General features: G+C 50.9%; 12 protein-coding genes, 1 rRNA gene and 1 riboswitch. Of the genes, 2 read left to right on the forward strand and 11 right to left on the reverse strand.

The window, feature by feature from the left end:
- From EYB31_RS04715 to EYB31_RS04730, 4 genes are all read right to left on the reverse strand, one after another.
- A 16S ribosomal RNA gene (locus tag EYB31_RS04715) occupies positions 1 to 213 on the reverse strand; the annotation flags it as partial.
- A 386-nt stretch (positions 214 to 599) separates the two neighbouring features.
- A complete protein-coding gene (locus EYB31_RS04720) occupies positions 600 to 1,373 on the reverse strand; it encodes a thiazole synthase (RefSeq protein WP_131012136.1) in 774 nt (257 codons plus the stop codon).
- 43 nt (positions 1,374 to 1,416) lie between these two features.
- A complete protein-coding gene (thiS, locus tag EYB31_RS04725; protein ID WP_131012137.1) occupies positions 1,417 to 1,617 on the reverse strand; it encodes a sulfur carrier protein ThiS in 201 nt (66 codons plus the stop codon).
- Between the two features lie 227 nt (positions 1,618 to 1,844).
- Positions 1,845 to 1,984: riboswitch (TPP riboswitch) on the reverse strand.
- A gap of 27 nt (positions 1,985 to 2,011) precedes the next feature.
- Positions 2,012 to 2,881: a nucleotidyltransferase-like protein gene (locus EYB31_RS04730; RefSeq protein WP_131012138.1), complete on the reverse strand. Its 870-nt coding sequence runs from the start codon at positions 2,879 to 2,881 to the stop codon at positions 2,012 to 2,014.
- 122 nt (positions 2,882 to 3,003) lie between these two features.
- On the opposite strand from EYB31_RS04730, the gene EYB31_RS04735 reads away from it, so the two are divergent.
- Entirely contained in the window at positions 3,004 to 3,354 is a 351-nt protein-coding gene (locus tag EYB31_RS04735) for a DUF2614 family zinc ribbon-containing protein (protein WP_131012139.1), read from the forward strand.
- Positions 3,355 to 3,511: 157 nt separating this feature from the next.
- Here the strand turns inward: EYB31_RS04735 and EYB31_RS04740 are convergent, their stop codons facing one another.
- The 3 genes from EYB31_RS04740 to EYB31_RS04750 form a co-directional block, all read right to left on the reverse strand.
- Complete coding sequence (locus EYB31_RS04740) at positions 3,512 to 5,251, reverse strand: glycosyl hydrolase family 18 protein (RefSeq protein ID WP_131012140.1); 1,740 nt, start codon at positions 5,249 to 5,251, stop codon at positions 3,512 to 3,514.
- Positions 5,252 to 5,359: 108 nt separating this feature from the next.
- Positions 5,360 to 5,794, reverse strand: a complete 435-nt coding sequence (gene perR, locus EYB31_RS04745) for a peroxide-responsive transcriptional repressor PerR (RefSeq protein ID WP_131012141.1) — start codon at positions 5,792 to 5,794, stop codon at positions 5,360 to 5,362.
- A gap of 61 nt (positions 5,795 to 5,855) precedes the next feature.
- Positions 5,856 to 7,091: a DUF4097 family beta strand repeat-containing protein gene (locus EYB31_RS04750; RefSeq protein WP_131012142.1), complete on the reverse strand. Its 1,236-nt coding sequence runs from the start codon at positions 7,089 to 7,091 to the stop codon at positions 5,856 to 5,858.
- A 207-nt stretch (positions 7,092 to 7,298) separates the two neighbouring features.
- Here EYB31_RS04750 and EYB31_RS04755 point away from each other — a divergent pair, with 207 nt between their 5' ends.
- On the forward strand, positions 7,299 to 9,056 hold the full coding sequence (locus EYB31_RS04755; RefSeq protein WP_131012143.1) for a hypothetical protein: 1,758 nt from the start codon (positions 7,299 to 7,301) through the stop codon (positions 9,054 to 9,056).
- 10 nt (positions 9,057 to 9,066) lie between these two features.
- On the opposite strand, the gene EYB31_RS04760 is transcribed toward EYB31_RS04755, so the two are convergent.
- The 4 genes from EYB31_RS04760 to gatC form a co-directional block, all read right to left on the reverse strand.
- A complete protein-coding gene (locus EYB31_RS04760; protein WP_131012144.1) occupies positions 9,067 to 9,561 on the reverse strand; it encodes a GNAT family N-acetyltransferase in 495 nt (164 codons plus the stop codon).
- 52 nt (positions 9,562 to 9,613) lie between these two features.
- Positions 9,614 to 11,059, reverse strand: a complete 1,446-nt coding sequence (gene gatB / locus EYB31_RS04765) for an Asp-tRNA(Asn)/Glu-tRNA(Gln) amidotransferase subunit GatB (protein WP_131012145.1) — start codon at positions 11,057 to 11,059, stop codon at positions 9,614 to 9,616.
- A 332-nt stretch (positions 11,060 to 11,391) separates the two neighbouring features.
- Entirely contained in the window at positions 11,392 to 12,849 is a 1,458-nt protein-coding gene (gene gatA / locus EYB31_RS04770) for an Asp-tRNA(Asn)/Glu-tRNA(Gln) amidotransferase subunit GatA (RefSeq protein ID WP_131012146.1), read from the reverse strand.
- Positions 12,850 to 12,993: 144 nt separating this feature from the next.
- Positions 12,994 to 13,281: an Asp-tRNA(Asn)/Glu-tRNA(Gln) amidotransferase subunit GatC gene (gatC, locus tag EYB31_RS04775; RefSeq protein WP_240762069.1), complete on the reverse strand. Its 288-nt coding sequence runs from the start codon at positions 13,279 to 13,281 to the stop codon at positions 12,994 to 12,996.
- Between the last annotated feature and the right edge of the window lie 22 nt (positions 13,282 to 13,303).

Below are 13,303 nucleotides of genomic sequence, written 5' to 3' on the forward strand. Positions count from 1 at the left end.
TTGCCCCGTGTTTCTTGATCTCCTCATGCGAGAAAACCACTCATCCGGTCTTAGCTACCGTTTCCGGTAGTTATCCCGATCTTACAGGCAGGTTGCCTACGTGTTACTCACCCGTCCGCCGCTAACCATCCCCGAAGGAATGATCCGCTCGACTTGCATGTATTAGGCACGCCGCCAGCGTTCGTCCTGAGCCAGGATCAAACTCTCCATTAAGGTTTGTTTAATATAGCTCATAACACTACTGACTTGCTTGTTTTACATTCACTCGTTGTTCAGTTTTCAAAGAGCAATTTCTTGTTACTTTTTGTCGTCGTTTTTAGCGGCGACTTTTATAATATACCACACTTGCCTAGTTCGATGCAAGCACTTTTTTTAACCTTTTTTTCAAGCACTTGCTGTTTCTTGCTTTATTTGCTGCCGCTTCAGAAGCGGCGAGAGTTAATGTACCATATCCCGTTTATTAAAGTCAAGCATAAATAGAAAAAACTTTTGCTGCAATCAAAAGCTTGTTTCCGGGGCAAAATAAAAGACGCCAGATACTCCGCATGTGTATGCGTAACATCAAGGGGCGTCTCTTTTTCAGAGGGATCTTGTAATGGTTACTCAATCATTCCTTCAACTGGACTGCTAGCTGAAGCATACCGCTTTTTCGGGATACGTCCTGCCATATATCCCTTTCTGCCTGCTATGACTGCCCATTTAAATGCCTCCGCCATTAGGGCCGGATCCTGGGCCCCGGCCACGGCCGTATTCAAAAGCACTCCGTCCGCTCCGAGCTCCATCGCCAGAGCCGCATCGGAAGGTCCGCCAATACCTGCGTCAACAATGACCGGCACCTTAGCTTCTTCAATAATGAATCGCAGATGATTCGGATTAACGATGCCTTGTCCCGACCCGATCGGAGAAGCTCCCGGCATGACCGCAGCGGCTCCGGCCTCCTGAAGTTTTCTCGCCAAGATCGGATCATCCGAAGTATACGGAAGTACGATGAAACCTTCCTCAACCAAAATTTTTGTAGCTTCCAAGGTACCGATAGGATCGGGAAGCAGCGTTCTCGGATCTCCGATAACCTCCACTTTAATCATATCGCAAAGACCCGAAGCTTTCGCCAGCCGCGCAATGCGCACCGCTTCTTCAACGGTATAGGCGCCTGCTGTGTTCGGCAGCAGCGTAAACCGCTTCAAATCGAGCTGCTCAAGAAAGTTAGGCGCATCCGGAGTATCGATCGGCAATCTGCGAATGGCAAACGTCAGTATATCCGTCCCCGACGCTTCCACCGCTCTGCTCTGCACGTCAATTCCGGAAAATTTACCGGTCCCCAGCAGCAGCCTCGAATTAAATTCATACGGACCTATTTTTAATGTATCGTTCATATGTATGTCCCCTCTCATATTTTTTATTGCTGCAACCCCCGTATCAACCGCCCCCGACAAAATGGACGATTTCAATTTTATCACCGCCGCTCAGCTGCGTTTCATCGTATACATCCTTATTGATAATGACCCTGTTTAATTCGATGACCAAAATCTTATTCTGCAATTGAAAGGCGCGTAATAGATCGGCAACCGTGGAAACATTGTAAACTTCCTTGGTTTCCCCGTTGATAACAAGCTCCATAATTCCTCCTCCTTTATCCAAAATATCAAAACCTTAAAAAATCCATTTTCTCGCAGCGCCAGAAGAGGATCCCCGGACAAGATGATCCGTTCAGGGAAAAGAAGAACACCTTCTAACGAAAGTCTTCCATGATGAGCGACCGCGGTTTAGCGCAAGCTTTTCTTAATATAAGCTCAAAAAAGCCAACCTCGGGTAGGTTGGCTTCATGGCTGCATGCATATAAAACTTGATGCATTACTCCACTTCCCTACGCTGGCATAATCCAGAGCATAACCCGTAACTTCAGGTCATGCATAATCAGGTTCCAAGGGTCAAGGGTTTAGCTCCCTTTCTCAGCCCGGCTTCACGGGCTCCCCTAGTGGTTATATGAAATTCTATATAGTATATCACAAAATCAGGCTATCGTATATCGAAGCTCCAAATTGGATAATTCAAGATCGTCCGAATAAACAAGCTCCTTCACGACCGATTTTTGAACCAGCTTATTCATAAGCAACGATAGTTCCGCGCTAACTTCGCGTAAATCGGCAAGCAATTGCAGCTCGTTCATGCTCCACGCTTCGGGTCTGCTTTTCAAGATGTCAAGCAGAAGCCCGCAGCACGATTCCAAACGGGACATGACGGAGAAATCGCTGGCCAACAGCACAAGCTCGATTCGCTGCTTTAACGTCTCGCTGCTGAATGTAAGTTCCTCGTACAGCTTGTATACGCCAGGATTAATCGTCTTGACCTGTTTCCAGACCGTCACTTCCGGATGCGCGCCTTCTTCGATAATAACGATGCGGGCCCAATGATGGAGTGCCTCCATGATGTTATTGTACGCATCCAGCATCTGCTCTTCCAAAACAAACTCCTTGCTCTGCAAATAACAGCGCAGAAATCCGGAGAACTCGATAAGGAGCCTCTTGGCCCGCAAATCGGGCGGAAACTCCAGCATACGGTGTCGTAACCCTTCCAAATACGTATCCCGGTCCAGAATGATCTCCCCTTTTAAAATCCAATGGAACATGTTTCGGTGCGTCCCGCGCAAAATCCATTGTTCCAAACTTTCGGGATCCACCCATCTTTCTTGTATACGAAGATTGTCTCTTATATAATGAAATAGTTGATTGCCTGCGTGCAAACGGTTGGAGATGACAAGAAGCAGCAGATCGAACCCGTCAGTCAGCGAAGATTGGAGCTTCGACTTATCAATGACCGATACGCTAAGTACGTCGGGATTTCGTCCCAATCGTTCTGCCAATTGCTGTTTTAAGTAGTTCAACCGTTTCCAACCTCCTGAACATCGATTACGCGAATACTATCTATTTCTCCATCCAAATAAGGTTTCCTGCCTGCAATTGTGACAAAACACACATAATACTTACGAAAGAAGTGAAAAAAGGGATGCAGTTAAAATCTAGCAAAGTGAATGAATTCCGATTATGGGGGCTGCTGCTGACGATGGGCGGCATGCTGCTGATGATCGTTGGTCTAGCGGGAATTGTGTTTGATTGGGGGCAAGTCGGACGAATCGCCGCGGTAATCTGTATGCTCATCGGAGCGGTCAGCATGCTGGGGAGCATGGGCATTTATTTCTTCGCAGGCATGATGTCAACAAGCGCTGTTGTCGTAGAATGCCCGGAATGCGCCAAGCCGACTAAAATGATCGGTAAAACGGACCGCTGCATGTTCTGTAAAACCATTCTGACGATGGACCCGGAACATGCCACGAAACCGGAGAGCAAGACGACTTAAGCTTGCCGCTTAGACAGGTTCATCTTGAATAACAATCCGAGAATACCAACAATAACAACATTTCATCTGCGGCATATTTTACCCGCAGCAAAAAAGCTTCCCGGCCTCGGCGCAAAACCGAAAACCGGAAAGCTTTTTTTATTGCAGGTTTACGCTATCAAGGCCTTTTTTCCAACGCCGATTGAATAACCGGCCAAATACTTGCGTTTTCGAGCCCTCTTTTCCATGAAGCGACTCCTGCAAGACCGTACTTTTTGACGATATCGATACGCGCTTTCATTGAGGTTTCATCTTCAATCCATATTTTAATAAGCTTATTCCCGTCTTTGTATTCAACGTAATTTTGTCCGGCGTCCTCTTGAAATGCCGGTGTCAGCTTCTTATCCTTGATCGTCTGCTGCACGCTGTCCATCGTTACGGCTTTCGAGGATACCGAAGTTTTGCCATCCTTCGTTTCTTCCGTCCAGACGCGCGCATAAAAAGGAACTCCCAGTACAAGCTTGGACGGCGGTATCGCGTCTTCCTTCAACAATTGGGCGACCGACCTGTCCACCCATGGAAGCGAGGCGACAGAGCCCGCTTTGGGGCTTGTAGCCCAGTGCTCGTCATAAGCCATCACCATCATATAATCCAAAGTCTCGATAAGCGCGCGGCGGTCGTAGAACATCGACCAATTCTCGTTAGTTGATTTGACGGTAACGTCCATCGATACGACAAGCCCTTGTTCGTGCATGAACGGGGTCATCTCGCGGACAAACTGGACCAGCTCGTCCTTATCCGAAAGCGATACGTTCTCAAAGTCGATATTAATGCCTTGAAGAGAGTATAATTGCGCATAACTGATCAGCTGTTTGATCATTTTCATCCGTTTATCGTAGGTGGATAACGCTTCGGTTGTCCGTTTTGGTTCAAAGCCGTTGCTGAACAACGCCCATACCTGTAAATTTTTGCTGCGGGCCCACGTCATGTAGGCAGGGTCGGCCAGGTTCTTGATCGTGCCTTGGCCGTCCTCCAATTGAAACCAAGTCGGGCTGACCACGTTCACGCCAGGCATCGGACCGACCTTTTTCATATCCGGTGTCTTGGTAACGACCTGCTCCCAAGTCATATTGATTTTACCGCCGATCGGTTTCCAAGGAACAAAGGAGTCGGGAAGATCTTGCACCGGGAGCATGTCCACTTTATCCAGCACTACGTCGCTTTTCTGCATGTAACCTGTAACGCCGTTCTCCAACTGTGTGTAATACCATCCTTCCCGCTCCGACCAGATCATCACGGGAGCGGCCTGTTTCACATCCTCATAGATCGGGGCTTTAATGGACGGCTCCTTACGCAATGCGATAGTTTCTTGAGGTTTCTTGGGAATTGCCGCCGTTTTCCCCCATTGAATGACGTCGCCTTGCTTCTGTAAAATGATAATGCCCGTCTGCGGAGCTTCTTTCACTTGGATCGAATACAGCTGCAGCAGCGGCGCAATCGGCACATACATTTCATCGTTGATTTTCTCAACGGGGAAACTTAAGCTAAACGGCTTCTCGTTTATCATTGCGGTTAACTGGCTTGTTTTCAGCCGGACCACTTTATCTTGCGTCGTAATGATGACCGAATCGCTAGCCTGCTCGTACAACATGTTCGGGTCAATTTCCTTCTTGATCAGCGCATACGGCAGTTTCAAGCTTTCACTCTCTCCTGCCGCAGATTGCTCCAGCAGCTTGCCTTTATAATATACGGGTTTGGCCAAGCCTTTAAAATCGGGCTTGGTATGCTCCGTCGAGGCCCTCAGTTCGATCCAATAATACGCAAACAAGGCAGCTCCCATCAGAACAAGCAGCAGAAGCAGAAGCACTACCATGACGGTTTTGAGGCGATTTTTTCGAGTGCGTTGAACCGTATCCATAGATTCACTCCCGCTAGTTTAATAGATTGTAAAACGAAAAGAAACGTATCCGGAGGCGATAATCGCTTATCCGAACACGTTTCATTATACATGAAATATAGAGTGCTGTTAATGTTTAGTAATATCGGCGCAATTCGGGCATATGCCATATATTTCCAATCGATGTCCAGTCACGATAAATCCCGTCTGTTCGGAGGCCGCTCTTTCGACTTCCGCCAGCGGCGGATAATCGAAATCGAACATTCCCCCGCACCGCTCGCAATGAGCATGGTAATGATCGGTCATATCTGCATCGAACCGGCTTGATTGGTCGCCGTAATTCATTTCCCGCACCAAGCCAACTTCGATAAACACTTTCAAATTGTTATAGACGGTTGCCACGCTCATACTCGGAAAACGCGGCTCAAGCGCCTTATAAATATCATCCGCCGTGGGATGACACATCGTATCGATCAAATACGCGAGAATGGCATGTCTCTGAGGTGTCATGCGCACGCCGGTGCTTTTCAGCTTTGTTAACGCTAACTCCAATCGGGAGTCCATGCTTATCACCACCACGCAAGCTATGTTATTCATATATTTTACGATTGCGCCGCCTGATTTGTCAATCCGCCTTGCGCACAGAGACTCTGCCATTCGTATCCAAGTCGAGGCGGTACGTGCCCGAACCGATTTGGCCGCGCAGCGAACGCTTGTCGGTTTGCAGCGGGAAATCGCTGCTGATCTGGCCGGCGCCGCCTTTGCCCTTAACATCAAGATCGGCCTGGGCGGGGAGCAAAACGTCGATGCTGCCGTGCATCGTTTTCAAATCCCAGTTGCCTTGGATAGAGCTTGACTTCGCATTAATCGAGCCGTTGGTTGTATGGGCGTTCACATCACGCAGCGCATCGCTCACCGTAAGGGAACCGTTGATCGTTTCCGCCTGCAGCGATCCGCTTATGCCGACGGCGCTTATGGAACCGTTCGTGCTGGTCAACCTGGCATCGCCTTGATTATGAAGCAATGAAACGGAACCGTTGACTGTTTTCAAAACAGCTGTGCCTTTTATATTCTGAGCGTTAATATTCCCATTGGTGGAATTCAACTTGACGTTTGCTTCCAGGTCGGACACGTCAATTTCGCCGTTGATCGTAGAGGCGGTAAATTGGCCCCTTATGGGCAGTTGGGATGCCTCTGCTTTGCCGCTAACCAATGAGAGCTCGATATCCGCTTTAATCCCGGACGGCACGGTGACGGTAAGATTCATGCGCGGTTTGCGCCTTGCAAACACGCCGCTGCCGTATTCTTTGCCGCGGGCTTCAATTTTTAGACTACCATTAGAAACGAGAGACTCTACGGTGGATTGTCCGGCAATGCCCGCCGCGTCCTCTGCGTCTACATTATCGACCCACACCGTCGTATCGATTTGTATTTGCTCGACAGCTCCCGATTTTACCGTTACACTGCCTGATGGATTATCGATCAACACTTTTTCGGCATTCCGCTCCAGAGGAACGTTCATCACCGGTTTATCAAACCGGTTGCCCGACTCCGAAGATAAAGAAAACAGTCCGTCCAGGCGAAACCATTTTTCCGAAAACACCGAATTTTGCGTACTGAACACGACGGCTGACAAGATGCAGGCCAGCAGCATCCCCCCAATATCAAGCCGTGTCGGCTTGCCGGTGCGCCCATAGATCAGTTGAAAAAGCACGTATTCGATTCCAAGCGAGATCAGCAATACGGGCCACCACCGTGCAGCCAATGCCGTGTAGTCCGTGCCCGTCTGTTTGCCGGCGATAACCGCAACGCCGACGCCAACGAGCAGCAGCGCAGCCGTATATCTCCCTATTTTGCGCATGATGATTGACCCCTTAATGTATGTTGTCAACTTTTATTGTATCATGAGGCCGCCGACAAAGCTTTGTTTTTATACGGTATGCTTCACGGCAAACCTTGACGGCATGGAAATGTCGACTTTTTGAACTCGCAGGATATGCGCTTGTACTTTCCCGCTAACTCGCCTAGACTACAAGTACACATAATCTGCTTAGAAAGGATGAACGATGTGACGACGTTTGAACAGCGCCGCGCGGAAATATTGCGTTCGGCTGCACTTACGGCAGCCGGGCTGCCGCTGAAGGACAGCGGATTGTGGTTCCATGCGGATTTGCGCGATAACTATTATTTTGCCATTCATTTGTATGCTTTTATTACTCATACCCCGGAGGAAACGAGGACGGAGCAGCAGAAACACGATCTGAAGCTGGCCGTACGCATCATTTCCAAGGTGCTCAGCTTGCAGGATCAAAACCCGGAGAGCCCGATGTATGGACACTGGCCGCTGAACTTAGGCGAAAATCCCGATACGGCCAAACCTCACGTGCTCCCCGTCGAGCTGATGGGCTGTCTGATCGCTTTCTTCTACGATAAATATGCCGCAGATATGGATGTAAGTCTTAAAAGCGAGCTGAGTCTTGCTCTGACTCATATTTATCAAAGCGGCGTTTACCGCAACCCGCTGGAACAGATCCATCACCATGAAGCCAAACATACCTCCCTCAAGCTGCTGCTCGGTCATCTGTTTGGCGATAACGAGCTGCTTGCCGAAGGAATCGAGTGTGCACGCCGTCAGCTCGCTCATGTGCAAACCTTCGGTTTTAAGGAATACGGCGCGCTGCCGTGGTTCTGGCATTGGGTCCAAGCGTTTACGTGCGTGTGGGAGGTCGTCGACGATCCTCGGGCCAAAGCGGTCTCCGAGCAGCTGCTCGGGTATTTATGGGAGCTGCGGGCCGAATATTACCTGAAAGGCACATGGATCGGGCCAAAATCCCGGGAATGGCCGCACGATGCTCCCCGTGACCGGAATACGCCGCACGACTACATTCAGTTCGGCGATTTCCCCGCACCGCTCGATTTTCCGCGGGTGGAAGGCGCGGCGCTGTATTCCTACCAAATTCCGGCAGCGGTCCGCGAGAAAGGCACAACAAGGGCAGCGTCCGGTTCCGAAGAGCTCAAGAAACGGATCCGAATCACCAATGCGGATGCCGCTCTCGTGGAGGATGTGCACAGCTACACCTACGTAACGCCGGAATATGCGGTCGGCGGCTTGTGGGAACGGCGGTTGGAGTTTGACAACGAGCAGCACCGCTGGAACGTCACCCTGCCGCTCACCAATGTGGCAAACGGCGTAAATCAGGCCTACTTCTTCCATCCCGGCGAAAAATATAAGCCCGGAGACGACCGGCATGCCAGCCCGTATGGAGAGGTGCTGCTTCACCGCAACAGCGCTTGCGCGCTGTATATACTGCCGCAAAATGCAGGGGAAACACTGATCGGCTGCCTCCCGCGCGGGCAATGGATCTTTAACGAACATACCGGCGCCGGGAAAATCGGAGATGTGTATATCGCTTTTGCCGTGATGCAGCCTTATACAACCGAGGAAAAACCGGAGCGCATTTCCGTTTCAAGCAGCGGCCGGATCAACGGCGTGATGATGGAAGCCATCAGCGAGTATGAAGCGCGTTCCATTGGCATCGAGTCGCTGGAACAGCTCCAAGACAGATGGGGTCAACTGGCGCACCGTCAAGTCTTCCGTCAGATCGAAGCGGCGGAGGATAATGAAGCCGGTGATACAGTGGTATTCTCATATGAAAGCTTGCTCGGAACCAAGCTGGAGATGAGCCTGACCGCCGCGCATGACGAAAAGGACTGCCGCCTCCTCAAGCTTGAACGGAGCGTGAACGGCAGTCCGGTGGATTTCACCCAATATAAAGCTGCAGCTCTTGTAGAGCTGTCGGTGATGAGTGCGAGACAGAAAACTTAAAACAACAAACTTATGTGCGCCGATCGGCTTCCTGCCGGCCGGCGTTTCTGCGTTTCACCAGCATCGTAATGGTGATGCCCCTCGCGACCAGAACCTCGTTCTCCGGCACATATCCGTGCTTCAAATACAAACTCATCGCAGGTTCGTTTCGCGTCCCCGCCGGGACGTGAATGGTCAGATGAGGACCGATCCGCCGCTCCATCTCCAACAGCAGCATCGTTGCGACGCCTCGGCGAAAATGGTCTGGATGGACCATCATCCGGCAAATCGTCGCCTCATCCGCGCTTTCTTTGAAGGAAGCCGCGCCTATGAGCTTCCCCTCCTCATAGCAGCCGATAAACGTTTCTTTCGAACGCTGCAGTGTTTGAAAGGAATCCGAAAGCGGCGGAGCCTGCTCAAATCCGATCCGCTTCGCTTCAATCTCATAGGATATGATCTGCAGCGCCAACAATTCCAGTGCAGCCTGATGGTCGAAAACATCAATCGGACGGAGCAGCAAGGTCATCTTCCTTTCAGCGCAAACGAGGCGCGCCTTGCGGCTGCGCCTCGATATGATTTTACCCTTTGAGACGGTCCATAATGAGCTTGTTGGCCAATCCGGGGTTCGCTTTGCCTTTGGATTCCTTCATCACTTGACCGACCAGGAAGCCGATCGCTTTATCTTTACCTGCATGAAAATCGGCGACCGATTGCGGGTTGTTCGCAATGACCTGATCCACGATGGCCAAAATCGCGCCTTCGTCGCTGATTTGCACAAGCCCTTGCTCCTCGACAATCGTTCGCGGCGCCTTACCGGTTTCCAGCATCGCTTTAAATACCGTTTTGGCGATTTTGCTGCTGATCGTTCCTTTGTCCATCAGTCCGATCATTTCGCCGAGCGATTGTCCTGTAATCTTCAGATCGCCGAATTCCAGATTGTTGGCGTTCAAGTAGCCGAGCAGATCGCCCATAATCCAGTTGGAGGCCGCTTTCGCGTCCTTCGTGTATTTTAAGCTTTCCTCAAAAAAGTCGGCCATTTTCATCGAAGATGTGATGACCTCGGCGTCATAGCTCGGCAGGCCGAATTCGGACATATAACGCGCTTTACGCGCATCCGGCAGTTCAGGAATGGTAGCGCGGATGCGCTCCTTCCATTCGTCGTCGAGATGCATCTTCACAAGATCCGGATCCGGGAAGTAGCGGTAGTCGTGGGCTTGCTCTTTACCGCGCATCGACAGCGTCTTGCCTTGGGCTTCATCCCAGCGCCGCGTCTCCTGCACGACCTTGCCGCCGCCATCCAGCACGTCGGCTTGACGCCATTGCTCGTATTCAAGCCCGCGCTGTACGCCGCGGAACGAGTTCATGTTTTTCAGCTCGGCTTTGGTCCCGAACTCTTCTTGACCATAAGGGCGGAGGCTGATGTTGGCATCGCAGCGCATCGAGCCCTCCTCCATCTTCACGTCGGACACGTCGCAGTACTGCATAATGGCGCGCATCTTCTCGAGGTAAGCCTTTGCTTCCTCCGGCGTGCGGATATCCGGCTCGGAGACGATCTCAATGAGCGGCGTGCCGACACGGTTAAAATCGACAAGCGAAGCGTAACCGCCGTCCACATGCGTCAATTTGCCTGCGTCTTCTTCCAGATGAACACGTGTGATGCCAATCCGCTTTGTCTCGCCATTTACTTCGATGTCAATGTAGCCGTGTTCGCCGACCGGCTTGTCGTATTGCGAAATCTGATACGCCTTAGGCGAATCGGGGTAAAAATAGTTTTTGCGGTCAAACTTGCTTTCGGTGGCAACCTGGCAGTTCAGCGCCATCGCCGCTTTCATAGCATATTCGACGGCTTGCCGGTTCAGCACCGGAAGCACGCCGGGATACCCGAGACATACCGGGCATGTATGGGTATTCGGCGGCGCACCGAATTCGGTGGAGCAGCCGCAGAAAATTTTGGACTTCGTATGAAGCTCCACGTGAACTTCAAGGCCGATGACCGTTTCGTATTTCGTTTGCGTTGCTGACATACGGAACACTCCTAAGAGTTTTTTTGCGCCAGCAAAAAAGCTGGCTTCGTAAGCATAATCTTTAGGTTTTCGCAAGGAAAACTATATAAATTGAACCCATGGGGAAGTACGTTCCATTCCGGAAGGGATGATCTTGCCCGCTTCAAACATCTTGTTTTGAATTCCTTTTAGTAATGGGCCTGCGGATTGTAGGAATTCAAAGCCAAAACTCGCTGGCAAGACCATTCCCTTCCTCCATTTCTCTCTGCTTTTCCTGGTAGTATTCGGTTCAACTTATATAGCTTCGCAGCGTAATCTTTAAGCCTTCGCAAGGAAAACTTGCTTTCTATACCTTACAGCGCCGGGCGCTGTTTATGGAAATCAGTCGCTTGCTCGTAGGCATGCGCCGCGCGAAGCACGGTTGACTCATCCAGCGGTTTACCCACGATCTGCAGTCCAACCGGCATTCCGTCCGCAAAACCGCACGGGATGCTAATTCCCGGTACGCCCGCCAAGTTGACGGGAATTGTCAAAATATCATTTAAATACATCGTGAGCGGATCGCTTGTCTGTGAACCGATCTTAAATGCGGCCGTTGGTGTAGTCGGTCCGATGATCACGTCGTAATTTTTGAAAACATTGTCAAAATCCTGCTTAATCAGCGTACGCACTTTCTGAGCCTTCAAATAATATGCGTCGTAGTAACCGGAACTGAGAGCGTATGTGCCAAGCATGATGCGGCGTTTCACTTCCGGGCCGAAACCTTGGCTGCGCGACTTATGGTACAAGTCCAACAGGTTGGCCGGATTCTCCGCGCGAACACCGTAACGTACCCCGTCAAAACGTGCCAGGTTGGATGAAGCTTCGGAAGAAGCGAGCAAATAATATGTGGCTACGGCATATTCGGAATGCGGCATCGATACTTCCTCGACGATCGCTCCCATGCTTTCGTAAACTTTCAATGCGGTGAGTACGGCATCCTTGACTTGCGGGTCTATGCCTTCGCCGAGATATTCCTTTGGCACGGCAATGCGCAGCCCTTTCACATCCCCGGTTAGCGAGCTGATGTAATCGGGAATATCGACCTTCGCCGATGTCGAGTCCTGCGGATCGTGCCCGGCAATCGCTTGGAGCACATATGCGGAGTCTTCGACGTTTTTCGTGAGCGGACCGATTTGGTCAAGCGACGAGGCAAAAGCGACAAGACCAAAACGGGATACAAGCCCGTAGGTCGGCTTCATGCCGACGATACCGCAATAAGCGGCCGGTTGGCGAATTGAGCCGCCGGTATCGGAGCCAAGTGAGAAATACACTTCTCCAGCGGCCACAGCCGCTGCCGAGCCGCCGCTTGAGCCGCCCGGTACATGCTCCGGATTCCACGGATTATAGGTCGGGTGGAAGCTGGAATTTTCGTTCGAACCGCCCATGGCGAATTCGTCCATATTCAGCTTGCCGATGGTGACGGATTGAGCCGCTTTCAGCTTTTGGACAACCGTAGCGTCATAAACCGGGTTGAAGTTGCGCAAAAACTGGCTTGCGCATGTCGTCGTCAGTCCCTCGGTAACGATATTATCCTTAATCCCCGCCGGCAATCCGAACAGCAGTCCGCGAGACTCGTCGCCGCCAAGCTGCTCGTCCAGCTTGCGCGCGGCGGCACGGGCATTTTCTTCATCAAGCGTCAAAAAAGCCTTAACCTTCCCGTCTACTTGCCCGATCCGGCTGTACGACTCGTCGACCAACTCGGAAACGGAGAGCTGCTTGCCGTGCAGCTTGTTATGTATCTCCTGCAATTTGAGATCGAATAAAGACAAAACGGCCCCTCCTTAAAGTTTTGCGATAGCAAAACTAACTTCGTAAGCATTCACTTAAAGTTTTGCCAAAGGCAAAACTGACTTCGTAAGCATTCTTTTTCTAATATCCCGCTTGGAGCTTGTCCCCAAAATACAAGCCCTGTTCTATTCGAGCACAGCCGGGACTTTAATCTGCCCGTCTTCCTCATCAGGCGCGTTCAGCAGCACTTTTTCCAGCGTCAGGGACGGTCTGTCCGCATCCTCACGCATGACGTTAACAAGCGGCATCACATGGCTGGTCGGCTCTACATGCTCGGTATCCAAACCGTTAAGCTGCTCCGCATATTTTAAAATGGCGTTCAATTGCTCGGTAAGCTGTTCCTTTTCCGCATCGGACAACTCCAGACGAGCCAATCCCGCAACATGCTCGACATCCTTTATTGAAATACTCAAGTATCTACACCCCTTTTCTCCT

The organism is Paenibacillus thalictri, assembly GCF_004307995.1.
Taxonomy (GTDB): Bacteria; Bacillota; Bacilli; order Paenibacillales; family NBRC-103111; genus Paenibacillus_AF; species Paenibacillus_AF thalictri.